Raw genomic sequence first — 22,957 nt, forward strand, 5'->3', positions numbered from 1 at the left:
CCACGGAAGGCATACTCAGGACGTGCTGAGCCGTCGATTCGCCTTTCTCGACCATCCGGGCCCGCTGGCCTTCGCCCACCGCGGCGGGGCAGCCGAGAGCGCGGAGAACTCCCTCGCGGCCTTCGAGCGGGCGGTCGCCCTCGGCTACACCTATCTGGAGACCGACGCGCACGCCACCTCCGACGGCGTGCTGCTCGCCTTCCACGACCACACGCTCGACCGCGTGACCGACCACCGGGGCCGCATCTCGGAGCTGCCCTACCGGGCGGTCAGGCAGGCCCGCATCGGCGGGGTCCACGAGATCCCGCTGCTGGAGGACCTGCTGGGCACCTGGCCGGAGGTCCGGTTCAACATCGACGTCAAGGAGGCGGCCGCCATCGCCCCGCTGGCCGCGGCGATCCGGCGTACCAACTCCTATGACCGGATCTGCCTGACCTCCTTCTCCGACGAACGCCTGGTGCTGGCCAGGGCGGCGCTGGGCAGGGAGGTGTGCTCGGCGCTCGGGCCGCGCGGCGTCGCCGCGCTGCGCGCCGCCGCCTCCACCTCCGGCTATGGCCGCCTGCTGGCCCGCCTGTCGCGCTCCGGCGTCCCCTGCGCGCAGGTTCCGGTGGGCTTCCGCGGCCTGCGCGTGACCACCCGGGCCCTGGTGCGTACGGCGCACGCCGTCGGCATGCAGGTGCACGTATGGACCGTCAACGACGCCGCCCGCATGGAGCGCCTGCTCGACCTCGGCGTGGACGGCATCATGACCGACAACCTCACGGCCCTGCGCGGCGTGCTGGAGCGCCGCGGCCAGTGGCACCCCGGCAGCCTGGCCGCGTAGGAGCCCCCACCCCCTCCACAAACCCCTCACGGCCGCATAGGAGCGACCCGACGCCATGCCCGTACCCGCACCCCCCGCGGCCCTCGACGACTCCCCCGCAGCGCGCAGGCGCGAGCAGCGCGGCTGGTACCTCTACGACTGGGCCAACTCCGCCTTCTACACCACGATCATCTCGGTCTTCCTCGGCCCGTATCTCATCCCGGTCGCCAAGACCGCGGCCTGCGCCAAGGACTTCCCGACGGTCGCGTCCGACACGTGCGTGGCCGACTTCGACAAGCTGGCCGCCGCCCACCCGGGCCTGGGGTACGTCGACGTGCTGGGCGCCGACATCAGGCCGGCCGCGTTCTTCGGGCTGACCCTGACGATCGCGGTGCTGCTGCAGATCGTCGCGCTGCCCGTGGTGGGCGCGCTGGCCGACCACACCGGCCGCAAGCGGGAGCTGCTCGGCGGCTTCGCCTACGCCGGAGCGCTGGCCACGATGTGCCTGTACTTCGTCGAGGGCGACCGCTACCTGCTGGGCGGGGTGCTGTTCATCCTGGCCAACCTGGCGTACGGGTCCTCGGTCGTGGTCTACGACTCGTTCCTGCCGCAGATCTCCACCCCGCAGGAGCGCGACGGGGTCTCCTCGCGCGGCTGGGCCATCGGCTACCTCGGCGGCGGCCTGCTGCTGGCGCTCAACCTCGTGCTCTACCTCCAGCACGAGAGCCTGGGCCTGGGCGAGGGCATGGCGGTGCGCATCAGCATGATGTCGGCGGGCCTGTGGTGGGCGATCTTCACGATCATCCCGCTGCTGCGGCTGCGCAACCGGCCCGTTCCCGTCCACGAGGGCACGGCGCTGCGCTCGGTCGGCGGCAGCTTCCGCCAGCTCGGCCGCACCCTGGCCGAGCTGCGCCGCTATCCGCTGACGCTGCTGTTCCTGATCGCCTACCTGGTCTACAACGACGGGGTGCAGACGGTCATCGGCAACAGCGCGGCCTTCGCCTCCGAGGCGCTGAAGCTCGACAAGACGGTGCAGATCACCGCGATCCTGATGGTGCAGTTCGTGGCGTTCTTCGGGGCGCTGCTGCTGGGGTGGCTGGCCCGCGGCTTCGGGACCAAGCGCACCGTCCTGGCGAGCCTGGTGCTGTGGACGATGATCGTGGTGGCGGCGATGTTCGTGGCGGAGGGGCAGGAGCTGCAGTTCTACCTGATGGCCTTCGCGATCGCCATCGTGCTGGGCGGCACTCAGGCCCTGTCGCGCTCGCTGTTCTCGCAGGTGATCCCCAAGGGGCGGGAGGCCGAGTACTTCAGCCTGCTGCAGATCAGCGACAAGGGGTCGGCGTTCATCGGCTCCCTGACGGTCACCATCGCGCTGCAGCTGACCAACAGCTACCGCATCGCCATCGTTTCCATGATCATCTTCTTTGTGGTCGGCTTCGTCCTGCTGGCCCTGACCAACCTCCGCAAGGCCATCGAGGCGGCGGGCAACGAGGTGCCCGACCGCCTCTGAGTGACGGCCGGCTTACGACGGCGCCGCGAGGAGCATGGTGCCGGGGCCCTGGGCCGCGCCCGGGCCCCCGATGGCCGTCACCGTGTCGGCCGTGGCCTCGCCGCCGCAGTGCGGGCAGGTGACCACGGGCGTGAAGCGCTCGCCGCAGGAGTGCACCAGGAGCGCGGGCGGGCCGCCCGGCGGCGTCGCCCAGCGGTCCCCCCACGCCATCAACGTCAGCAGGGCGGGCACGATGTCGCGGCCCGCCTCGGTGAGGACGTACTCGTGACGCACCGGACGCTCCTGGTACGGCCGCCTGTCCACCACCCCCGCCGCGACCAGGTGCTCCAGGCGGCGGGTGAGGAGGTTGCGCGAGATCCCCAGATCCTCCGCCAGGTCGTCGAACCTGCGCAGCCCCAGGAACAGGTCGCGCAGGATCAGCGGCGTCCACGGCTCGGCGACCACGCCGACGGCCTGGGCGATGGAGCAGTGCATCTCGCCGAACCTGTTCATGCGCCCAGCATAGTGGGTTGATAAAGTGAACTCATGACAGTTCACATTCAGGACTCACCTGCGAGGGCGTACCGCGAGGCCGGGGAGGCGCACGACGTCGACGCCCTCCTCGCCACGCTCGCCGACGACGTCGTCTTCCGCTCGCCGCTCAGCGCCACGGCCTCCTTCGCGGGCAAGGAGCAGGTCCGGGAGCTGTTCTCGGTCGCGTTCAGCGCCCTGTCCGACCTGCGCTACCAGAGCGACATCGGCGACGGACGCCGCCGCGCCCTGACCGCGACCGCCCGGCTGGGCCGCCAGGAGATCCACGAGGCCGCCTTCGTCGAGGTGGGTGACGACGGGCTGATCAAGGAGGTCACCATGTGGGTCCGCCCGCTGCCCGGCCTGACGGCGATGATGGCCGCGCTCGGCCCCGGCCTGGCCCGGGCCACCGGCAGGCCGGGGCTTCCCTGGCTGGTGAGCGCCGCCGTCAAGCCGCTGGCGGCGATGACCCGCCTGGGCGACAGAACACTGGTCCCCCTCCTGACCCGGCGGCGCTCCCGCTGAAAGGCGTATTCACCGCTCCAAAGAGAGAGCACCGCTCTTGACATTAGCGACCACTGGCGAGAGCATTGCTCTCGCATAAGAGCGTTGTCCTCTTCAAGGAGCATTGATGGCCCCCAGACTCACCTCCGCCGCCTTCGCCGCCGCCGGGATCCTGTTCCTCGTCTATCCAGCGGTCCGCCCCTCAGGCGACGACGCCGAGGCCATGGCCTCCACCGCGTGGGTCGCCGGGCACGCGGCCGCCATGGTCGGATTCGTGCTGCTGGGCCTGGCGGTGCTGGGGCTGCACCAGGTGCTCGGCGACCGCCTCTCCCTGCGCGCCGCGGCGGTGACCTGGGTGGGCGCGGGCCTGACCCTTCCGTACTACGGCGCCGAGGACTTCGGCCTGAACGTGATCGCCCAGCGCTCGCTCCGCGACCAGGCGCCGGCGCTGATGGAGCTGGCCCAGGAGTTCAGGTACGGGCCCGTCGCGGTCACCATGTTCGCCGCCGGACTGTTGCTGCTCGGCGTCGGCACGATCATGGCCGCGGTCTCCGTGTGGCGGTCCGGCACGCTGCCCAAGTGGAGCGGGACGGCGCTGGCGCTGGGGTTCGCGCTGTTCATCCCGCAGTTCTTCGGACCGTATCCGCTGCGGATCGCGCACGGCGTCCTGATCATGATCGGCGGACTTTGGCTGGCTGCGGCCCTGGTCACGGCCGGGATGCGGGCCCGTTCGGCGAAGGTGTGAAGAACCGAGGCCCCAAGCGCGATTGGATCACCCCGCGGGTGGGAATCCCATCACGGTACCAAGCGTTAGACACCGTGGGAGACAGACCCCCCCACGCAAGGGGGCCCTGTAGGAGGCATTTAGACATGGGCGAGCGCGCGCTTCGTGGCACCCGGCTCGGGGCAACCAGCTACGAGAACGACCGTAACACGGATCTGGCCCCGCGCCAGGAGGTGTCCTACACCTGTCCTAAGGGCCATCGCTTCGAGGTTCCGCTTGCAGCCGAGGCTGAGATCCCAGCGACCTGGGAGTGCCGCATGTGCGGCGCGACCGCGGTACGCATGGACGGCGAGCAGCCGGAGTCCAAGAAGGTCAAGCCCCCGCGGACACACTGGGACATGCTTCTGGAGCGGCGGTCCATCGAAGACCTTGAGGAGGTGCTCAACGAGAGGCTCGCGGTTCTGCGGGCCCAGCGTCGTAAGAGCGCCTGAATTGATCTCACGGTGACACCCCCGGGCGGCCTGCCGCCCGGGGGTTCTTCATGCGCGCGTGTCAGGAGGCCGTGTCAGGAGGCCGTGTCAGGAGGCCAGGGCCTGCGGGGCGGACTCCTTCAGCCGGGCGTTGGCCCACCGGAGCTGCCTGAGCGTCTGAGGATGGCAACGCCGCGCCAGCTCGAGCAGGTCCCGCTGTTTCGCCCCCTGGGCGGCCTGGGCCAGCAGTTCCCAGTCCAGGGAGACCCCAGAGGCCGCCAGATACAGGTGGCGGAAGTCGGCCAGCAGGAGCAGCCCGGGCTCCGGGCGGCGGCCGAGCCATTCGGCGGCCTTGTCGCGCAGGCGTTCCACCATGGACGGGTCGCCCGCCGGGGACGGGTCCAGGTCCAGCCCGTAGTCCTTGCCCGCCTCGGCCAGGGCCCGCACGTGGTCATGGCACCAGCTCGCGAGGTCGCGGGCCACGTGGTACGTCTCGTGGTCGCTCTTGTGCCGCTCGGACATCCGCAGCAGCACGTGGGCCAGCTCGTTCTCGGAGCGGTGCAGTTCGCGGATCACCAGATCCAGGTTCATGACAGGGACTCCTCCGCCTGGGCTTCGGCTCCTCCGACCGTCGCGGGCACCTCGGAGGAGACGGGACGGGACGCCGTGGTGGTCGGCGCCAGGGACGGCGTGCCGGGGCAGACCTCCACCAGCGAGACCCGCGCCGCGGCGGTCTTGAAGAGAGGCTGTTTGGAGACCGGGTCCCAGTCCGTGATCGTCAGCTCGTTGGCCGCCCGGCCCGATCCGGCCCCGGGCCCGCAGCCGCCAGGAAGGTCCCAGTAGCCGTAGTGGAACGGCAGGAAGACCAGTCCGTCCCGCATCTCGGTGATCCGCAGCCGCGCCCGCACCGCGCCGCGCGCCGTGGCGATCTCCAGCAGGTCGCCCTCGGCGAAGCCGTCGCGGGAGGCGTCCGCCGGGGACATCTCCACCCACGGCTCCGGCGCCGCCCGCTGGAGCTGCGGCGCCCGCGCGGTCTTGGTCCTGGTGTGGAAGTGGTAGAGGGTACGCCCGGTCGTCAGCCAGAACGGGAACTCGCCGCCCGCCTGCTCGTGCGGCGGGACGTACTCGGCGGCCTTGATGATCGCCTTGCCGTCGGGGTTGAGCGCCCGGTACTCGGTGTCGGACACCGGCGCCCCCGTGAGCAGGTCATGCCCATAGTCCTCGCAGTAGCCGGGGGCGCTCCAGAAGCGGCCCTCGGCGTACAGGCGCTCGGTGCCGCCGGGGTGGTCGGCGTCGCACGGCCACTGGATGCCGCCGCTCCCGCGCAACCGCGCGTACGACAGCCCGCTGTAGTCGCACGGGCGCCCGCGCGAGCACTCCTTCCACGCCTCGAACGCCCCCTCCGCGTCGCTCCACTTCACCAGCGGCGCGCCGTCCTTGTCGCGCAGGTCGAGCCGATGTGCGAGGTCCAGGAAGATGTCCAGGTCGGGGCGGGCCTCGCCGGGCGGCTCGACGGCCTTGTCCGACAGGTGGACGGTGCGGTCGGCGTTCGTGAACGTGCCGGTCTTCTCGGCCCACGTCGCGGCGGGCAGCACCACGTCGGCCAGCTGCGCGGTCTCGGACAGGAAGATGTCCTGGACGACCAGGAAGAGCCGTTCCTGGGCGAGGATCGAGCGGATCCGCTCCAGCTCGGGCAGCGACACGGCCGGATTGGTCCCCGTCACGTACAGGAACCGGATCGAGCCCTCCTCCGCGTAACGGAACATCTGCATGGCGTGGGTGGGCGGAGCGTAGTGCGGGATGTCCATGGGGTCGACGTTCCAGACGCGGGCGAGGTCGCGCACGTGGGTGTCGTTGGACCAGTTGCGGAAGCCCGGCAGGTCTCCGTCGGCGCCGCATTCGCGGGTGTTCTGGGCGGTCGGCTGGCCGTTCATCTGCAGGACGCCGCAGCCGGGCCTGCCCAGCATGCCGCGTACGAGATGGATGTTGTTCACCTGGACGGCCGCGGCCGTGGCCTGGTGGGCCTGGTAGAAGCCCTGCAGGACGGTGGAGAGCAGCCGCTGCGCGGTGCCGATCAGGCGGGCCGCCTCGCGCAGCGCGTCCGGAGGGACGTCGCAGATCCGGGCGGCCTCCTCCACCGGGAAGTCGTGCACCCGTTTCCGCAGCTCCTCGAAGCCGACCACATGGTCGCGCAGGTACCGCTCGTCGATCCAGCCGTTGGCGATGATCTCGTGGAGCAGCCCGTTCATCAGCGCGACGTTGGTACCGGGACGGTTGGTCAGGTGCACGGTGGCGGCCCGGGCCACCGGCGTCTCGCGCGGGTCCACGCAGACGAGCGCGGGCGGGTTCGGGCCGGCGAGCCGGTCGAGGATCCGCGTCCACAGGACGCTCTGCGTCTCGGCCATGTTGTGCCCGTACAGGGCGATGACGTCGGCGTGGTCCACGTCGGTGTAGGAGCCCGGCTGCCCGTCGCAGCCGAACGACTCCTTGAGCGAGGCCGCCGCCGTGGCCGTGCAGAGCCGGGTGTTGCCGTCGAGGTGGTTGGTGCCGATGCCGCCGTGCGCGATCACGGCGAGCGTGTAGTACTCCTCCAGGAACAGCTGGCCGGTGGTGTAGAAGCCGATGGCGCTCGGTCCCTGCTCGTCGAGGAGCTGCCTGGCGCGGCCGGCCACGCGTTCCATCGCAGTGTCCCAGTCGGTCTCGACCAGCCGTCCGTTCTGGCGGACGAGCGGGCGGACGAGCCGGTCGGGCGCGTTGACGGCCTGCCAGCCGTACAGGTCCTTAGGGCCGAGGCGGCCGTGGTTGACGCGGTCCTCGGCACGCCCGCGCACCCCGACGACGCGCCCGTCCTTGACGGCGATGTCCAGCCCGTCACCGTTGCTGTGCAGGATGGTCGCGCTCTGCACCCAGCGGTCCACGTCCTGCGCGCGTACGCCGGCCTCGAGGAAGGAGTCGACGCGGACCGGCCAGGGCTCCCCCGGCCCGTACGGCGTCCGCGTCCCCCATGGCTCGGCGATCCTGTCCACATGCGGCATGCGCCCTCCCCCGAGTCGTCCGGTCCCGGACGCATGCCCCGTGCGGGAGGAGTCAGTCGCGCTCCTCGCGGATGACCTCGCCGTGGACCACCCGGCCGCCGTGGGCCGCTCCGGGGTCCTCGACGGAGGGGAAGAGGTGCGCGTACGGGGAGCTCGCGGAGAGCTTCTTGACCCTGCGGTCGAAGAACCAGGCGCCCAGGCGGCGCATCAGGGGCCGGGTGAACGGCAGCACGCACAGGAACCCGAACACGTCGGTGAAGAAGCCCGGCGTCAGCAGCAGCGCGCCGCCCACCAGGACCAGGCCGCCGTCGGCCAGCTCGCGGTCGGGCATCCGGCCGGACCGCAGCGCCTCCTGCAGTGCCTGCCAGGCCCTGCGGCCCTCGCGGCGCACCAGCCACGCGCCCAGCAGGCTGTCGGCGATGAGCAGGGCCACTGTCGCGGGGCCGCCGATCACCGAGCCGACCTGGATGAGCAGCCAGATCTCCAGGACGGGGACGACCAGGAAGGCCAGGAAGAGCAGGAGCCGCATCGTTTCCTCGATTCCGCACACGCGTTACAGCACGAACAACGCCCGGCGGCCGGAAAGCGTTCCGCCCCTCCTGAGAGCCCGCTCAGTTGCGCCCGCCCGGACCGCTCAGCCGCGGCCGATCAACCACGTCGGCTCGGTTGCGGCCGCTCAGCGGCCGCCACTCAGTTGTGGCCGCTCAGTTGTGGCCGCTGCCGCGCAGGCGCTTGGGCAGGCCGGTGACGCCCCACAGGCCGATGCGCCACAGCGCCTCGGACATGACCTTGCCGCTCATCTTGCTCTTGCCGATCGTGCGCTCCACGAACGTGATCGGCACCTCCACCACGCGCAGCCCGTGCTTGGACGTACGCAGCGTCAGGTCCACCTGGAAGCAGTAGCCCTGCGACTCCACGCCGGACAGGCCCACCTTCTCCAGGGTGGCGGCGCGGTAGGCGCGGAAGCCGGCGGTCGCGTCGCGTACGGGCAGGCCGAGCATGACCCGGGTGTAGAGGTTGGCGCCCTTGGACAGCAGCTCGCGCCGGTGGGGCCAGTTGACCACCTTGCCGCCGGGCACGTAGCGGGAGCCGATCGCCAGGTCGGCGCCGTCGGCCAGCGCCTCGAGCAGCTTGGGCAGCTCCTCGGGCTGGTGGGAGCCGTCGGCGTCCATCTCGACCAGGACGTCGTAGCCCTCCCGCAGACCCCAGCGGAACCCGGCGATGTAGGCGGCGCCGAGGCCCTGCTTGGCCTCCCTGTGCATGACGTGCACGTGGTCGTCGTCGGCGGCCAGCCCGTCGGCGACCTCACCGGTGCCGTCGGGGCTGTTGTCGTCGGCCACGAGCACGTGGGCCTCCGGCACCGCGGCCCGGATCCGCTCGACGATCGCGGGCAGATTGTCGTGCTCGTTGTAGGTCGGCACGACGACGAGCACCCGGCCGAGAGTCTCCATCATCCGTCGTTCCTCATCCGATCGCCTCGACGCCTGCCACGCCATGCGGCGACTCCTGCCGCCGCCGCTCCCATCATCATCAATGCCCATTCCGGAACCGCGCCCACTTGCGTGGCGATCGTCTCCCGGGTGCGTACGGGCACCTTGACCACGTTCATGTCCGCGACCAGTTCGCGGGTCCGCCAGGAGACCTTACCGTCAGGTCCGATGTTCGCGGAGATCCCCGTGGTGGCGGCGGCCACCACCGCCCTGTTGTGCTCGACGGCGCGCAGCTTGTACATGGCCAGCTGCTGCGGCGGCAGGTTGGACAGGGCGTAGGTGGCGTTGTTGGCCTGCATCACCAGCGGGCTGCCCCCGGCGCGTACGGTGCCGCGCACCGTGTCGTCGTAGGCGACCTCGTAGCAGTTGACCGCGCCGATCGTGACCGGCCCCAGCTTCAGGTCGCCCGGTTTGTCGCCCGCGACCGACTGCCTGCCGACCAGGCTCGCCCGTTCCCACAGGGCCAGCACGATGTCCTTGAACGGCGTGTACTCCCCGAACGGGACCAGGTGCTGCTTGTCGTAGTAGGCGCCGGGCCCGGTCTTCGGGTCCCACACGAGGCTGCGGGTGGCGCGGTTCTCCTCGCCGATCTCGACCACGGCTCCGATCAGCGTCGGGACGCCGACGTCCTGGACGGAGTCCTGGATGATCTGGCGGGCGTACGGGTCGCGGTAGGGGTCGATGTCCGTGGAGTTCTCGGGGAGAGCGACGAAGTCCGGCTTGGGGAGCTTTCCCTCGCGTACGGCCTGGGCCAGGCGTTTCGTCTCGTTGGCATGATTTTTCAGGACAACGGCGGGTTCGTCGCCCAGAAAGCCCATGCCCCTTCCCGGGACGTTCCCCTGGACGATGCCGACGTTGACGGTCCGTCCCTCGTCGCCCGGCCGGGGGATCGCGAGGGTCAGCACCGGCACGGCCAGCGCCACCCCCACGGGTACGGCCCTGCGCCACACGGCATTTCCCTTGAGCCCGGAGCCGACCTCGGGCCGCGCACCGGCGCCCGGCGCCGGAGCAGCATCGGGCGTCAGGGCACCGTCAGAGGGCGGTGAGACGAGCTCGGGCCTTGGAGTGGCCTCGGGCTTGTGAAGGGCGGCGTAGGCCAGCAGGGCGCCGCACGCAGCGACGGCGAACGACACCAGCGGCGCGCCGCCCAGCGCCGCGTACTCGGTGAACAGCGACTCGCTCTGACTGAACGCCACCCGCGCCCACGGGAACCCGCCGACGGGCACCAGCCCGCGCGCCCACTCCATGGCCACCCACAGCCCGCCGAACCACAACGGCCAGGCCCGCAGCCTGAACACCAGCGCGGCCAGCGCGGCCATGACGGCGTAGAACACGCTCTCCGTGCCCACCAGCATGAGCCAGACGTCGTCGCCGATGGCCCGCACCCAGGCGAGGGTGGGCAGCAGGAACACCACGGCCGTCAGGTAACCGAGCCAGGCGGCTCTCCTGGGCCTGGTGCCGTAGAGGGACGCGACGATCAGGCCGATGCCGAGAGGGGCGCACAGCCACCAGTCGAGCGGGGGGAAGGCGGTGTAGAGCGCGAGCCCACCGACCACACCCGCCACCACACGTGCGAGCAGCACCCACCGCCCCTCGGTGTGCCCACCCCGCGCGGACCCGGCAACCGGCACAGAAGCGGTCGCCGGCGCGGCCTCGGGCTCAGGCGTCGATGCCGCGCCGAACGGCAGCTCAGGCTCCGACGCTGCAACGCCCGCCACTCCGTCCTCGGCAACCGCAGCATCCGACGTGGCAGTCGTGGAGGCGACGTCAGTGAGTGGTGCCGCGTCCGGCGCGGGCGCCTGCTTGCTGCCGGTCGAGAGGGGGCCGTCGGGAAGGGCTGCGTCGTGAGGCGTCTGCGGGGCGGCGGGAGGCGGCGCAGTGGCATGCGTCGAGTCGCGCCCGGGGGTGGGCGGTAGGCTCGCTCTCTCCTGAACCACTCCGGGGTCTCCTCCGCCGAATCGCACGCCTGCTTGCGAAAACGCTACCGCCCCGCGGGCACGGCTCAAGCCAGCGCGGTAAAGAAGATCGAAAGAATCCGCGTTCCATGGAGGCGGCAGGGTGATCCCGTAGCCGACGGGACCACCCGGCGCACATGTCGGTCCTGCGCACGAGAGCGGGAAGAGGGCCCGGAAACCCTTCGGACCGGACCCGTCTCGTCGGCGGCGAGCGCGGAATTCCGTTGTCTACTGGGCTCCCGGACCCGTCCCGGGTCCAACCCCCCGCCCGGTTGGGGTGCCCCGACTCGACGGACCGACGGCCCTGCACCTGGCTGTGTGGACGAAGTCACGCTCCGTCACGGACGCAGGATCCGACGATGTCAGAGACGGCCAACCGGCCAAGTCCCGTGCTGGACTGCGCAGCAAACTACCGACTCCACCTCAGATGTCAACCGTGTCCCGATCAGCAGAAACATCAAGTTTTCGCAGGTAGGACATGGGCCGGAAGCCGATCGAAGCTCATTTGCGTGCCGGTGAGCGGCTTTGCAGACCGCTCAGCGCCTGCGAAAGCGGGCGCGCGTGCACCACTCCGAGCCGTTGCGTGGCACGGGTCAGAGCAACATACAGGTCGCTCGGCCCCCGTGGCGACTGGGCGGCGATGAGGTCGGGCTCGGCCACGATCACCGAGTCGAACTCCAGCCCCTTCGCGTCGGCCACCGACATCACGGCCACCGGAGCGTCAAGAGCAGCCGCCGCCCCGGCCCGTACCGTACCTCCAGAGCCCCCAGAGCCCCCTGAACCGGCCCTGGCCGCGCCTGAGGTCACCACCGCCGCGCCCGTCACCGTGGCGGCCACCTCGGCGCCCAGGGACTCCAGCAGCGCGTCCGGGACCACCACGGCGACCTTGCCGCCCTCGCCCACTTCCGCCTTGGCCAGCTCCGGCAGCGCGGTCAGCGGCGCTGACCACGGCTCCACGCCCGCCTCACGCACGGACGTCGGAGCCTGCAGCGAGGGATCGATGGTGGCCAGGACGCGGGCGGCCACCGCCATCAGCTCCACCGGCGTGCGGTAGTTGACGGTGAGCCGCTCCTGCCGCCATCGCCCGGCCACGTACGGATCCAGGACCTCCGCCCATGACCGCGCCCCGGCGGCGGATCCGGTCTGCGCGATGTCCCCGACGATGGTCATCGACCGCGTCGGGCACCGCCGCATGACCGCCCGCCACGCCATCGGCGACAGCTCCTGCGCCTCGTCCACGATCACGTGCCCGTAGGCCCACGTGCGGTCGGCCGCGGCGCGTTCGGCGGTGGTGAGGTAGGGACCCCCGTCGCGCTGCCGCTCGGCCAGGCGCTCGGCCTCCATGACGTCGGACAGCCCGGTCAGCTCCAGGACCTCGCGGGCGTAGGCGAGCTCGGCCTCGCGCTGGTGCTCCTCGGCCTGCCTGGCCGCGGCCAGCTCCTCCTCGGCCTGCATCGCGGTGGCGCGCAGCACCTGCTCGTCGATGTCGCCGAGCAGGTCGGCGGCCTCGTCGAGCAGCGGCACGTCCGACTCGGTCCATTCGCCGCCGTCGCGTCGCAGCAGCGCGCGTTCCTCCGGGCTCAGCGCCGAGGCCGCGTACCCGAGCCGCTCCGGGGACCCGTACAGGCCGAGCAGGAGCCGCTGCGGCGTCAGGTACGGCCACAGCCGGTTGAGCGCGGACTTGACCGCCGGCTCGGTGCGCAGTTCCTCGCGCAGGTCGGCCAGCTCGTCGTCGTCGATGAGCCCCTTGCCGATCTTCCGTGCCTGCTGCCTGGCCAGGGCGTTGAGCAGCGAGCGCACGAACACGGCGCGGGCCTGGTTGTGCGGGCGGCGGGAGCGGGCGGCCTTGTTCCTGGCGGCCTCGAGCATGGAACGGTCGACGGTGAGCGCGATGCGCCCGATGGTGATCTCGACGGGTTTGCGCGGCACCCGCTGCCGGTCGCGCACGGCCTTGGCGATCACCTCGGCCATGCGGATGTCGCCCTTGACGGCGGCCACCTCGGGCCGTTCCCTGGCGGTGGCGGTCACACCCGGGTACAGCTCCCCGACCGTGGACAGCAGCACGTCGGTCTCGCCGAGCGAGGGCAGGACCTGCTCGATGTAGCGCAGGAAGGTGAGGTTGGGGCCGAGGACGAGCACGCCGCGGCGCTCGAGGCGCTCGCGGTGGGTGTAGAGCAGGTACGCGGCGCGGTGCAGGGCCACGACGGTCTTGCCGGTGCCGGGGCCGCCCTGCACGACCAGCACGCCGTTGAGGTCGCTGCGGATGACGCGGTCCTGCTCGGCCTGGATGGTGGCGACGATGTCGCGCATGCGGCCCGTGCGCCGCTCGTCGAGCGCGGCCAGCAGCGCGGCCTCGCCGTTGAGCGTGGCGCGGTCGTCGTCGGTGAGCGAGTCGAGGTCGAGCAGGTCGTCGTCGACGCCGACCACGGCGCGGCCCTTGGTCTGCAGGTGGCGGCGCCTGGTGACGCCCATCGGGGCGGCGGGGGTGGCGCGGTAGAACGGCTGCGCCACCGGCGCCCGCCAGTCGATGAGCAGGCGCGTCTGCTCGTCGTCGGTCATGCCGATCTTGCCGATGTACAGCCGGCCCTCGTCGACGTGATCCAGGCGACCGAAAACCAGGCCGCGCTCGACCGCCCACAGCCGCGCGAGTCTGGAGGCGTGCATGTCGGCGAACGTGTCGCGTTCGGACATGTTCTGCATCGTGCCGACGGCCCCCATGGCCAACACCTCTTTGAGCTGCCGCTGGGTACGCTCGCGAAGCTCGTCGAGGCGGGCGTAGAGTCCGGTGACGTACGCCTGCTCCTTGGCGAGCTCTGTTTGACGAGTTGCCGCCTGACCATTATTGTGGTTAATGGGACACTCCGGGCCATTCTGCTTGTTGTTACGACAAACGACTACATTAGCAGGCCTGTTGAGGCACTCCCACTCGCTTTCTCTTGATCCTCTCCTGTTACGTCTTGGTCTCACCCCTTGACCAGCACGGGCCGACTCCATATGTTCCGAGTTAGGAAACTTTCCTAACTCTTGAGCAAGGAGATTTGACTGTGAGCGGTCCGGTCCCGGGGACCCCTAGTCTGCTACGCGCCATCAATGATCGCGCCGCCCTGCAGGCCCTCCTCGAACGCGGTCCGCTGACCCGCCCCGAGATCGGCACCCTCACCGGGCTGTCCAAGCCGACGGCCTCGCAGCTGCTCTCCCGGCTGCAGGAGGCGGGGCTGGTCGTGCTCGACGGCATCAGGGAGGGCCTGCCGGGGCGTACGGCCGAGGTCTACCGCATCAACCCGGCGGCGGCGTACGTGGCCGCGCTCGACGTCACCCCGGACCGGATCGAGGCCAAGGTGGCCGACATCACCGGCGCGATCGTCGGCGAGCACGCGCTGCCGACCCCGCGCCGGCCCCACGGCGAGCTCGTGGACCGTCTCAAAGCCGCCCTGCGGGGCGCGAACCCGCCGGGCAGGCTGCGCCGGGTCGTGATCGGCGTGCAGGCCGCCATCGACCCGTCCACCGGCCGGCTCGGGTACGCCGCCGCCAAGGACGTGCCCGGCTGGCAGATCCCCGACCTGGTGCCCACCCTCAGCGCGGGCCTGGGCGTGCCGGTGGACGTGGAGAACAACGTCAACCTCGTCGCGCAGGCCGAGCAGGCGCACGGCGCCGCGCAGGGTCACCAGGACTTCGTGCTGCTCTGGGCCGACGAGGGCATCGGCGCGGCCATCGTGCTGGGCGGGCGCATGCACAGGGGCGCCACGGGCGGCGCGGGCGAGGTGGGCTACATGCCGACCCCGGGCGCGCCCACGGCCCGCGAGGCGGGCCGCTACGCCAACCACGGCTACCAGGCGCTCACCGGCGGCCCGGCCGTGCTGAAGCTGCTGCGCTCGTACGGCGTGCGCGGCGCCGACTTCCAGCACGCCGTCGCCAACGCCGTCAAGGCGGCCGAGGGCAAGGGGCAGAAGGCCGACGACGCCAGGGCCGGGCTGCGCGACATCGCCGCCCGGCTGGCCGTGGGCCTGGCCGCCATCACCTCCGTGGTCGACCCGGGGCTGGTGATCCTGACCGGCGGCATCGTGCTGTCGGGCGGCGAGACCCTGCGCGAGCTGGTCGAGCACGAGTTGCACGCGCTCACCATCCCGCAGCCCCGGGTCCGCCTGTCGAGCGTCGAAGGCAACCCCGTCCTGGCCGGCGCACTCCACCTGGCCCTCGGCACCGTACGCGACCAGGTCTTCAGCTCCACGGTGGCCGCGTCCAGCGGCTCGCCGACCGTTCCGTCATGATCCCCGGCAGGAGGCACCCCCCGTGCGCTTCGTCCCCCTGGCGGTCGCCGCGCTTCTCGCGCTGACCGCCTGCACAGCAGGCAAGGAGGCGGGGCCCTCGCTCGGCGCCCGGCCCAGACCCTCGGGCTCCGCCTCGCAGCCCCTCCCCGCCGCCACGCTGGAGCTGTGGCACGGTTTCTCCACCGACGCCGAGGTCAAGGCGTTCGAGGACGCCATCAAGGGCTTCAACCAGAAATTCCCGCAGATCACCGTCAAGGCTGTCAAGGGCGTGCAGGACGACCAGATCACCCAGGCCATCCGCGGCGGGAACGCGCCGGACGTGGCGGCCTCGTTCACGACCGACAGCGTCGCCCAATGGTGCAAGTCGGGATCGTTCCAGGACCTCACTCCGGTGATCAAGCAGGACGGCATCGACCTGTCGGTGCTGCCGGAGGTGGCGCGGTCCTACTCGAGCTTCGAGGGCAGGCAGTGCACGCTGCCGCTGCTGGCCGACGCGTACGGCCTCTACTACAACAAGGCCCTGATGAAGGGGAACGCGCCGCCCAAGACGCTGAGCGAGCTGACGGCGCTGGCCAAGAAGCTCACCGTGCGCGACGCCGACGGCACGATCAAGGTGGCCGGGTTCGTCCCGAGCGCCCAGTACTACGAGAACGTGCCGAGCCACCTCGCCCCCTTGGTGGGCGCCACGTGGTACAACGACGACGGCACCTCGGCCATCGGCTCCGACCCGGCCTGGAAGAAGCTGCTCACCTGGCAGAAGGAGCTCGTCGACTGGTACGGCTACGCCAACCTGGAGAAGTTCCGCAAGAGCCTGGGCGACGAGTGGAGCGCCAAGCACCCGTTCTACGAGGGCAAGGTCGCCATGGTCCTCGACGGCGAGTGGCGCAACGCCATGATCGGCAACGAGGCGAAGGGCCTCGACTACAGCACCGCTCCGCTGCCCGTCGCCGACGACCGGCCCGACCTGTACGGCAGCGGCTTCACCGCGGGCACCGTGATCGGCGTGCCGAAGGGCGCCAAGCATCCGCAGCAGGCGTGGGAGCTGGTCAAGTACCTCACCACGGACACCTCCTCGCTGGTGACGCTGTCGAACGCGCTGCGCAACGTCCCCACGACGAGGGCCGCGATGGACTCCCCCGACCTCGCCAAAGACGCCAACTTCACGACTTTTCTGGATATCTTCGCCCACCCGAAGACCTCGACCATCCCCGCCAGCGTGAACAGCGTCTTCAACCAGGAGGCCATGCAGACCTTCATGGAGAAGTGGGAGAAGGGCGCCGTACCGGACCTTGACGCGGGCCTGAAGATCGTCGACAAGCAGATCAACGACAAGCTGAAGCTGTCCGGGGGCTGAGGTGGCCTCGCTCCCTGACGTGTGGCGGCGCCGCGAGGGCCTGCGCGCCCTCGTGTGGCTCTCGCCGTGGCTGGCCGGAGTGGCGATCTTCTTCGTCTACCCGCTGCTGTCCACGGTGTACTTCTCCTTCCACCGCTACGACATGTACACGCTCGAGTTCGCCGGCCTGGACAACTACCGGTACCTCTTCCAGGACCCCAGAGTGCTGACCTCGGCCAAGAACACGCTCTGGCTGGTGATCGTCCTGGTGCCGACGACCGTGCTGTTCTCGCTGGCCCTGGCGCAGCTCGTGGTCAGGCTCAAGGCCGGGGCCGGGCTGTTCCGCACGATCTTCTACCTGCCGTCGCTGGTGCCGATGGCGGCCGGCACGATCACGTTCGTCTTCCTGATGAACCCCTCGACCGGGCCGTGGAACCAGTTCCTCGCCCTGTTCGGCATCCAGGGGCCCGACTGGTTCGGCGACCCGGCCTGGTCCAAGCCGAGCCTGACGCTGCTGTCGCTGTGGAGCTGCGGCCAGCTCGTCGTGATCTTCCTGGCGGCGCTGCTGGACGTGCCCAGACACCTGTACGAGGCGGCCGCCATCGACGGGGCGGGCCCGTGGCGGCAGTTCCGCAGCGTTACGCTGCCCACGCTCGCGCCGGTGCTGATGTTCGCCCTGGTCACGAACGTCATCTACGCCCTGCAGTACTTCACGCAGGCAATGATCGCCTCCCGCGTGGCCTCGGGCTCGACCGACTCCCCCGGCAGCTCGTTCTCGCCCGGCTATCCGGACGAGTCGCTGCTCACGCTGCCGCAGTGGCTCTTCCAGGTCGGCTTCCGCGACTACTCCATGGGGTACGCCTGCGTGCTCGCGCTGCTCCTGTTCGCCACGTCGATGATCTTCACGTTGATCCTGCTCCGGCAGTTCCGCCGGGCCGAGGAGGCGTCATGAGCGCCACGGCGACCGCGCCGCCCCGCACGGTGGCCGCGCCCGCGCGCCGCGACGGCGTCAGGGCCCGCAGGCGGCGGCTGCTGGTCTGGATCGCCACACACGCCCTGGCCATCGCGCTGGCGCTGATGTTCGTGGCGCCGGTGGTGTTCATCGCGCTGACCGCGCTGATGACCGACCAGCAGGCGCTGACCAGCGACCTGTGGCCGCGCAGCTGGAACTGGGAGAACTTCGCCGTGGTGTTCGAGAAGTCGATGCTGCTGCGGTGGGCGGCCAACACCCTCATGTACGCGGTGCTGGGGACGGTCTTCACCGTCGTGTCGTCCATTCCCGTGGCGTACGCGCTGGCCCGCTTCCGCTTCCCCGGCAGGCGCCTGGCGTTCCTGCTGGTGATCACCGCGATGATGCTGCCGCCGCAGGTCATCGCGGTGCCGATCTACCTGGTCTGGGCGCGGCTGGGGCTGACCGACAGCCTGTGGCCGCTGATCCTGCCGCTGCTGTTCGGGGACGCGTTCTCGATCTTCCTGCTCCGGCAGTTCCTGGTCACGATCCCGCGCGACTACACCGACGCGGCCAGGGTGGACGGCTGCTCGGACCTCAAGACCCTGGTCAGGGTGATCCTGCCGATGGCCCGCCCGGCCGTCGCGGCGGTCGCCCTGTTCCAGTTCTTCTACTGCTGGAACGACTACTACGGGCCGCTGCTGTACGCCGGCGTCGAGCAGGACCACCTGACGCTGTCGCTCGGCCTGGCCACGTTCAAGGCGTTCCACAGCGTGCAGTGGAACCTCACCATGGCCGCCACGCTGCTGGTGACGGCACCGGTGATCATCGTGTTCTTCTTCGCCCAGCGAGTGTTCATCGAGGGCGTGACTTTGACGGGGGTGAAGGGTTGAAAATCGCCGTGGTCGGGGGCGGCTCGACATACACGCCTGAGCTGGTGGACGGGTTCTCGCGGCTGCGCGACGAGCTGCCGGTGACGGAGATCGCCCTGATAGATCCGGACGCGACGCGCCTGGAGCTGGTGGCGGGCGTGTCGCGCCGGATGCTGGCGCACGCGGGGCACCCGGCGCGGGTGCTGGCCACGTCCTCGGTCGAGGAGGGGGTCGCGGGAGCCGTGGCGGTGCTCTTCCAGCTCAGGGTGGGCGGGCAGGCCGCCAGGGAGGTGGACGAGACGCTGCCGCCGCGCTGCGGGTGCGTGGGGCAGGAGACGACCGGGGCGGGCGGGCTGGCCAAGGCGCTGCGCACGGTGCCGGTCGTGCTGGAGATCGCCTCCGTCGTACGCTCGCTGGCGCCGCAGGCGTGGATCGTCGACTTCACGAACCCCGTCGGCATCGTCACCCGGGCCCTCCTCGACGCCGGTCACCGGGCGATCGGGCTGTGCAACGTGGCGATCGGCTTCCAGCGCCGCTTCGCCGCCGGGCTGGGGGTGGAGCCTTCGCGGATCTCGCTCGGCCACGTCGGGCTCAACCACCTGACCTGGGAGCGCGCCGTCTATCTGGACGGCGAGGACGTCCTGCCGTCCATCCTGCGCACGCACGGCCAGGAGATCGCCGACAGCCTCGGGCTGCGGCTGGGGCTGCTGGAGCGGCTTCGCGCGATCCCCTCGTACTACCTGCGGTACTTCTACGCGCACGACGCGGTGGTGCGCGAGCAGCGCTCGAAGCCGTCGCGGGCGGCGGAGGTCGCGGCGCTGGAGCGGCGGCTGCTGGAGATGTACGCCGACCCGGCCGTGGTGACGAAGCCGGAGCTGCTGTCGGAGCGGGGCGGGGCGTTCTACTCGGAGGCGGCCGTGGCGCTGATCGCGTCCCTGCTCGGGGACCGGGGCGACACCCAGATTGTTAACGTTCGCAACGCCGGCACGCTGCCGTTCCTCGACGACTCGGCGGTGATCGAGGTGCCGGCGGCCATCGGGGCGGGCGGGGCGGCGCCGCTGCCGGTGCCCGCCGTCGAGCCGCTGTACGCGGGCCTGATCGCGCACGTGTCCGCGTACGAGACGCTCGCCCTGGAGGCGGCCCTGCACGGCGGGGCGGACCGGGTGCGGGACGCGCTGCTCGCCCATCCCCTGGTCGGGCAGGACGAGATCGCCGAGGAGCTGACGGGCCTGCTGCTGGAGGCCAATCGCGCGCACCTGCCGTGGACGGTGGGCCGGTGACGCGGCTGGTGCTCGCCGTGGACGGCGGCAACAGCAAGACCGACGTCGCGGTGGTGGCGGAGGACGGCGAGGTGCTCGCCACGGGCCGCGCGGGCGGGTTCGCGCCGCAGCGCGACGGCGTGGCGGCGGCCGTCAGCGTGGTGGAGGAGGCGCTCGCGAGCCTGCCGCGGCCCGCGGGCGGGTTCGACCACGTGTCGGCCTGCCTGGCGGGGGCGGACCTGCCCGTCGAGGAGGAGGCGCTGGCGCGCGAGCTCGCGGCCAGGGGGCTCGGCGGGGACGTGGTGGTGCGTAACGACACGTTCGCGCTGCTGCGTGCCGGCGCGTCGGCCGCGTGGGGGGTGGCGGTGGTGTGCGGAGCAGGCATCAACGCGGTCGGCGTCTCCCCCGCCGGCGCGGTGGCCCGCTTCCCCGCGCTCGGCCGCCTCAGCGGCGACTGGGGCGGCGGCCAGGGCCTGGCGGAGGAGGCGCTGTGGTACGCGGCCCGCGCCGAGGACGGCCGGGGCGTGCCGACCGCGCTGACCGGCCTGATCACCGCCCACTTCGGCACGGCGACGGTCGAGGAGCTCGTGCTGGAGGTGCACTTCGGCCGCCTGTCCGAGGACCGGCTGCACGAGCTCTCACCGGGCGTGCTCGCCGTGGCCGCGGACGGTGACGCCGTGGCCACGGCGCTGGTGGATCGGCAGGCGGAGGAGGTGACGGTGCTGGCCGAGGTCTGCCTGCGCCGCCTCGGCCTGCTGGAGACGCCGGTCGAGGTGGTGCTGGGCGGGGGCATGCTGACCGCACGGGATCCGCTGCTGATGTCGCTGCTGAACTCGGCCTTCGCGGTACGGGCACCGCGGGCGAAACTCGTGCTGGCCGACGTGCCCCCGATCGTGGGCGCAGCGCTGCTCGGCCTGGAGCACCTCGGGGCCGCGGAGACCGCCAAGACGCGCCTGCGCGCCCGCTACGCGCCGGCCGGGGGCTGAGACTCAGCCGGTGGTGTTCGGGGCAGCAACTGGGCGGCCGGGTGGTCAGGTGTCCGGGCCGGAGGGGCCCTCGCCGGCCACCTCGGGGGCGCGGTGCTCGTACGGCGTGCTCAGCACGACCGTCGTGCGGGTCGAGACGTTGGCCGAGGCCCGGATCTGCTGCAGCAGGTCCTCCAGCGCCGCCGGTGAGGCCACGCGTACCTTGAGGATGTAGCTCTCGTCGCCCGCCACGCTGTGGCACGCCTCGATGGCCGTCAGATGGGCCAGCCGCTCGGGGGCGTCGTCGGGGGCGGCCGGGTCGATCGGTTTGATCGACACGAACGCGGTCAGCGGCAGCCCCACCGCGTCATGGTCGATGATCGCGGCGTATCCGCGCACGACTCCGCGCTTTTCCAGGCGGCGTACGCGCTGGTGCACCGCTGAGACCGAGAGCCCGGTCTCCCTGGCCAGGTCCGTGAAGCTCATGCGGCCGTCGCGCGCCAGCAGCGTGACGATCCGGCGGTCGATCTCCTCCATCGGCCAAAGGTTAGCCGGTCATGGTCACGACATGGTCCCGACGGGCGAGACGCCCATGCGCATCGCGTGCTCCACGAGCGTGATGAGCACCTGCCTGCCCGAGTCGCGCCTGCGGGCGTCGCAGAGCACGATGGGGATCTCCGGCTCCAGGCCGATCGCCGAGCGGACCTCGCCCACGGTGAACGGCCGGGTGCCGTCGAAGCAGTTGAGCGCCACGATGAACGGCTGCTCGCGCTTCTCGAAGTAGTCGACGGCCGGGAAGCAGGCGTCGAGACGGCGGGTGTCGGCCAGCACGACGGCGCCGAGCGCGCCCATGGCCAGCTCGTCCCACACGAACCAGAAGCGCTCCTGGCCGGGCGTGCCGAACAGGTAGAGCATGTAGTCGTTGGCGATGGTGATGCGCCCGAAGTCCATGGCGACGGTGGTCGTGAACTTCCTCTCGACGCCTGACAGGTCGTCGACGTCGGCGCCTAACTGCGTGAGCGCCTCTTCCGTGCGCAGCGGCCGGGTCTCGGAGACGGCACCGACCATGGTGGTCTTGCCCGCGCCGAACCCGCCGGCGATCAAGATCTTGATCGCCGTCGGCAGCCGCCAATGGTCAGAGCGACCGAATTCCATCCAGCACCGCCTGTACATCTCCCGCGCATGCACAACCCGCCCCTGAGGTGCCGTGGTCAGTGGTACCTGTCAAGGTGTGTTGAGAAGGTCGCTCCACATGCCTGGCATCGAGACACCCTAGCAACGCCACATTTTCCACTCAAGCCGCAATCTTTTACAAGAAACCAAATGTCACGGTTTGTCGCTTAGCGTACTTTTATTCGTCTGACCCACCGGCCATCTGTCAAGGAAGCCTGTCATGGAATCCGACACGTCCCTTAGCACGCCGGGCCGCGGCCCGAAATACCGAGGAAACCCGCGTTGAATCCGAGCTGTCTTCGCAGGTAGACCGCCGTGCGAGGGCTGCGCGCCCGTACCGGCTCGATGAGGGCGGCCGCCTCGCGCTCCAGCTCGGCCATCGCGTCGGTCACCTCGGCGCGGCTGACACCGAGCGCCAGCACGTTCAGGTCGCCCCAGCTCATGTCCTTGCGGTACGAGGCCACGTCGCCGAGCAGGTGCAGGTATCGCTGGACCTGCCGGCTGACCGCCCGCAACTCCTCCAGGTGGGCCTTCGCCCAGTCGTCGGCCGTGTAGATCCAGTGCGACACGTCGACGAAGCACGAGCCGCGGCTGTCGGCGTTGTCGAGGTAGCCGTCCAGGGTCAGAACGGTGCGGGTGTCACGCCACACCCACGCCTTGGCCATGCCCGCCAGCATCCTGGCGAGCTGATCCCGCCAGAGCCGGCGCAGGTCGTCGAACTCCTTGACGGTGGCCAGCTCGTCGCGCAGGTCGGCCAGGAAGCGCGTGACCGCCGACCGGGGCACGGCGCCATCGGCGACGGACAGGCATTCGCCGGCCAGGCGGTTCACCTGCTCGCGGGTGGTCGCGGTGTGGTCCACGAGCCGGTCGACGGCCAGGACCCACAGGGCGGCCCGGTTGGCGACCTTGAGGCGCGCGGCGGTGGCCCAGGGGGCGCTGAAGGCCATGGAGAGGGTCAGGGCGCTGTAGTCATCGGCGCCGAAGGCCGCCGCGGGGAAGAGCCCGCTGTACATCTGGGCGCAGCGCCGCAGGTCCCTGCCGCACTCGGCGGCCAGCGCGCACGTCCTGCCGAGCTCGAACGCCTCGTCCACCTCATGGTCGGGCATCCTAGGGCCGCTCGATGAGCTCGCGGATCATG

The 22,957-nt window shown here is 71.0% G+C and carries 21 protein-coding genes; 11 read left to right on the top strand and 10 right to left on the bottom strand.

Annotated elements, in window-relative coordinates:
• Nucleotides 1–25: 25 nt before the first annotated feature.
• Nucleotides 26–823: a glycerophosphodiester phosphodiesterase family protein gene (locus AB0J64_RS33275; protein WP_364035907.1), complete on the top strand. Its 798-nt coding sequence runs from the start codon at nucleotides 26–28 to the stop codon at nucleotides 821–823.
• 55 nt (nucleotides 824–878) lie between these two features.
• A complete protein-coding gene (locus AB0J64_RS33280) occupies nucleotides 879–2,312 on the top strand; it encodes an MFS transporter (RefSeq protein WP_364035789.1) in 1,434 nt (477 codons plus the stop codon).
• A gap of 12 nt (nucleotides 2,313–2,324) precedes the next feature.
• Here the strand turns inward: AB0J64_RS33280 and AB0J64_RS33285 are convergent, their stop codons facing one another.
• Nucleotides 2,325–2,804 carry a helix-turn-helix domain-containing protein gene (locus tag AB0J64_RS33285; RefSeq protein ID WP_364035792.1) on the bottom strand — a complete coding sequence of 160 codons (480 nt, stop codon included), beginning with the start codon at nucleotides 2,802–2,804 and terminating at the stop codon, nucleotides 2,325–2,327.
• Nucleotides 2,805–2,837: 33 nt separating this feature from the next.
• On the opposite strand from AB0J64_RS33285, the gene AB0J64_RS33290 reads away from it, so the two are divergent.
• The 3 genes from AB0J64_RS33290 (at nucleotide 2,838) to AB0J64_RS33300 (ending at nucleotide 4,541) form a co-directional block, all read left to right on the top strand.
• The gene (locus tag AB0J64_RS33290; RefSeq protein ID WP_364035795.1) at nucleotides 2,838–3,347 is read left to right on the top strand and encodes a nuclear transport factor 2 family protein; all 510 of its coding nucleotides are present in this window, start codon (nucleotides 2,838–2,840) and stop codon (nucleotides 3,345–3,347) included.
• A gap of 106 nt (nucleotides 3,348–3,453) precedes the next feature.
• Nucleotides 3,454–4,071, top strand: coding sequence for a hypothetical protein (locus AB0J64_RS33295; protein ID WP_364035798.1), 618 nt, complete (start codon nucleotides 3,454–3,456; stop codon nucleotides 4,069–4,071).
• Nucleotides 4,072–4,196: 125 nt separating this feature from the next.
• Entirely contained in the window at nucleotides 4,197–4,541 is a 345-nt protein-coding gene (locus AB0J64_RS33300) for an RNA polymerase-binding protein RbpA (RefSeq protein WP_345002838.1), read from the top strand.
• Between the two features lie 87 nt (nucleotides 4,542–4,628).
• Here the strand turns inward: AB0J64_RS33300 and AB0J64_RS33305 are convergent, their stop codons facing one another.
• From AB0J64_RS33305 to AB0J64_RS33330, 6 genes are all read right to left on the bottom strand, one after another.
• Entirely contained in the window at nucleotides 4,629–5,111 is a 483-nt protein-coding gene (locus AB0J64_RS33305; RefSeq protein ID WP_364035801.1) for a hypothetical protein, read from the bottom strand.
• The gene (locus tag AB0J64_RS33310) at nucleotides 5,108–7,555 is read right to left on the bottom strand and encodes a nitrate reductase (RefSeq protein ID WP_364035804.1); all 2,448 of its coding nucleotides are present in this window, start codon (nucleotides 7,553–7,555) and stop codon (nucleotides 5,108–5,110) included. The genes AB0J64_RS33305 and AB0J64_RS33310 overlap by 4 nt, the downstream gene beginning before the upstream one ends.
• 52 nt (nucleotides 7,556–7,607) lie before the next feature.
• The gene (locus tag AB0J64_RS33315) at nucleotides 7,608–8,084 is read right to left on the bottom strand and encodes an FxsA family protein (protein WP_364035807.1); all 477 of its coding nucleotides are present in this window, start codon (nucleotides 8,082–8,084) and stop codon (nucleotides 7,608–7,610) included.
• Nucleotides 8,085–8,259: 175 nt separating this feature from the next.
• Nucleotides 8,260–9,009: a polyprenol monophosphomannose synthase gene (locus tag AB0J64_RS33320; protein ID WP_364035809.1), complete on the bottom strand. Its 750-nt coding sequence runs from the start codon at nucleotides 9,007–9,009 to the stop codon at nucleotides 8,260–8,262.
• Nucleotides 9,006–10,628 carry an apolipoprotein N-acyltransferase gene (lnt, locus tag AB0J64_RS33325; RefSeq protein ID WP_364035812.1) on the bottom strand — a complete coding sequence of 541 codons (1,623 nt, stop codon included), beginning with the start codon at nucleotides 10,626–10,628 and terminating at the stop codon, nucleotides 9,006–9,008. Before lnt ends, AB0J64_RS33320 begins: the two co-directional genes overlap by 4 nt.
• A gap of 873 nt (nucleotides 10,629–11,501) precedes the next feature.
• Nucleotides 11,502–13,718: an ATP-binding domain-containing protein gene (locus AB0J64_RS33330; protein ID WP_364035815.1), complete on the bottom strand. Its 2,217-nt coding sequence runs from the start codon at nucleotides 13,716–13,718 to the stop codon at nucleotides 11,502–11,504.
• A gap of 326 nt (nucleotides 13,719–14,044) precedes the next feature.
• Between AB0J64_RS33330 and AB0J64_RS33335 the strand changes: the two genes are divergently transcribed.
• From AB0J64_RS33335 to AB0J64_RS33360, 6 genes are read left to right on the top strand one after another with little or no spacing between them, the layout of a single operon-like run.
• Nucleotides 14,045–15,268 (top strand): ROK family transcriptional regulator, encoded by a 1,224-nt coding sequence (locus tag AB0J64_RS33335; protein WP_364035818.1) that lies wholly within the window; start codon nucleotides 14,045–14,047, stop codon nucleotides 15,266–15,268.
• Between the two features lie 22 nt (nucleotides 15,269–15,290).
• Complete coding sequence (locus tag AB0J64_RS33340; RefSeq protein ID WP_364035821.1) at nucleotides 15,291–16,622, top strand: ABC transporter substrate-binding protein; 1,332 nt, start codon at nucleotides 15,291–15,293, stop codon at nucleotides 16,620–16,622.
• A gap of 1 nt (nucleotide 16,623) precedes the next feature.
• Entirely contained in the window at nucleotides 16,624–17,553 is a 930-nt protein-coding gene (locus AB0J64_RS33345) for a sugar ABC transporter permease (RefSeq protein ID WP_364035823.1), read from the top strand.
• Nucleotides 17,550–18,443, top strand: a complete 894-nt coding sequence (locus AB0J64_RS33350) for a carbohydrate ABC transporter permease (RefSeq protein ID WP_364035826.1) — start codon at nucleotides 17,550–17,552, stop codon at nucleotides 18,441–18,443. The genes AB0J64_RS33345 and AB0J64_RS33350 overlap by 4 nt, the downstream gene beginning before the upstream one ends.
• Nucleotides 18,440–19,702 carry a 6-phospho-beta-glucosidase gene (locus AB0J64_RS33355; RefSeq protein ID WP_364035829.1) on the top strand — a complete coding sequence of 421 codons (1,263 nt, stop codon included), beginning with the start codon at nucleotides 18,440–18,442 and terminating at the stop codon, nucleotides 19,700–19,702. Before AB0J64_RS33350 ends, AB0J64_RS33355 begins: the two co-directional genes overlap by 4 nt.
• Nucleotides 19,699–20,667: a BadF/BadG/BcrA/BcrD ATPase family protein gene (locus AB0J64_RS33360; RefSeq protein ID WP_364035832.1), complete on the top strand. Its 969-nt coding sequence runs from the start codon at nucleotides 19,699–19,701 to the stop codon at nucleotides 20,665–20,667. The genes AB0J64_RS33355 and AB0J64_RS33360 overlap by 4 nt, the downstream gene beginning before the upstream one ends.
• 45 nt (nucleotides 20,668–20,712) lie before the next feature.
• Here AB0J64_RS33360 and AB0J64_RS33365 read toward each other — a convergent pair whose 3' ends face one another.
• The 3 genes from AB0J64_RS33365 to AB0J64_RS33375 all read right to left on the bottom strand — a co-directional run bounded on the left by AB0J64_RS33365 (nucleotide 20,713) and on the right by AB0J64_RS33375 (nucleotide 22,925).
• Complete coding sequence (locus AB0J64_RS33365) at nucleotides 20,713–21,183, bottom strand: Lrp/AsnC family transcriptional regulator (RefSeq protein WP_364035835.1); 471 nt, start codon at nucleotides 21,181–21,183, stop codon at nucleotides 20,713–20,715.
• 24 nt (nucleotides 21,184–21,207) lie between these two features.
• Nucleotides 21,208–21,801, bottom strand: a complete 594-nt coding sequence (locus tag AB0J64_RS33370; RefSeq protein WP_364035838.1) for an ATP/GTP-binding protein — start codon at nucleotides 21,799–21,801, stop codon at nucleotides 21,208–21,210.
• 257 nt (nucleotides 21,802–22,058) lie between these two features.
• Entirely contained in the window at nucleotides 22,059–22,925 is an 867-nt protein-coding gene (locus tag AB0J64_RS33375; protein WP_364035841.1) for a terpene synthase family protein, read from the bottom strand.
• Between the last annotated feature and the right edge of the window lie 32 nt (nucleotides 22,926–22,957).

Origin of the sequence: Nonomuraea sp. NPDC049695 (genome assembly GCF_040674955.1) — a bacterium.
Taxonomy (GTDB): Bacteria; Actinomycetota; Actinomycetes; order Streptosporangiales; family Streptosporangiaceae; genus Nonomuraea; species Nonomuraea helvata.

Excerpts from the sequence above, each read along its gene's own strand:
- AB0J64_RS33350 (WP_364035826.1), top strand. The coding sequence starts at position 17,550 with ATGAGCGCCACGGCGACCGCGCCGCCCCGCACGGTGGCCGCGCCCGCG.
- AB0J64_RS33365 (WP_364035835.1), bottom strand. The coding sequence starts at position 21,183 with ATGGAGGAGATCGACCGCCGGATCGTCACGCTGCTGGCGCGCGACGGC.
- AB0J64_RS33375 (WP_364035841.1), bottom strand. The coding sequence starts at position 22,925 with ATGCCCGACCATGAGGTGGACGAGGCGTTCGAGCTCGGCAGGACGTGC.
- AB0J64_RS33370 (WP_364035838.1), bottom strand. The coding sequence starts at position 21,801 with ATGGAATTCGGTCGCTCTGACCATTGGCGGCTGCCGACGGCGATCAAG.
- AB0J64_RS33290 (WP_364035795.1), top strand. The coding sequence starts at position 2,838 with ATGACAGTTCACATTCAGGACTCACCTGCGAGGGCGTACCGCGAGGCC.
- AB0J64_RS33280 (WP_364035789.1), top strand. The coding sequence starts at position 879 with ATGCCCGTACCCGCACCCCCCGCGGCCCTCGACGACTCCCCCGCAGCG.
- AB0J64_RS33305 (WP_364035801.1), bottom strand. The coding sequence starts at position 5,111 with ATGAACCTGGATCTGGTGATCCGCGAACTGCACCGCTCCGAGAACGAG.
- AB0J64_RS33310 (WP_364035804.1), bottom strand. The coding sequence starts at position 7,555 with ATGCCGCATGTGGACAGGATCGCCGAGCCATGGGGGACGCGGACGCCG.
- AB0J64_RS33320 (WP_364035809.1), bottom strand. The coding sequence starts at position 9,009 with ATGATGGAGACTCTCGGCCGGGTGCTCGTCGTCGTGCCGACCTACAAC.
- AB0J64_RS33295 (WP_364035798.1), top strand. The coding sequence starts at position 3,454 with ATGGCCCCCAGACTCACCTCCGCCGCCTTCGCCGCCGCCGGGATCCTG.
- AB0J64_RS33285 (WP_364035792.1), bottom strand. The coding sequence starts at position 2,804 with ATGAACAGGTTCGGCGAGATGCACTGCTCCATCGCCCAGGCCGTCGGC.
- AB0J64_RS33315 (WP_364035807.1), bottom strand. The coding sequence starts at position 8,084 with ATGCGGCTCCTGCTCTTCCTGGCCTTCCTGGTCGTCCCCGTCCTGGAG.
- AB0J64_RS33330 (WP_364035815.1), bottom strand. The coding sequence starts at position 13,718 with ATGGGGGCCGTCGGCACGATGCAGAACATGTCCGAACGCGACACGTTC.
- AB0J64_RS33300 (WP_345002838.1), top strand. The coding sequence starts at position 4,197 with ATGGGCGAGCGCGCGCTTCGTGGCACCCGGCTCGGGGCAACCAGCTAC.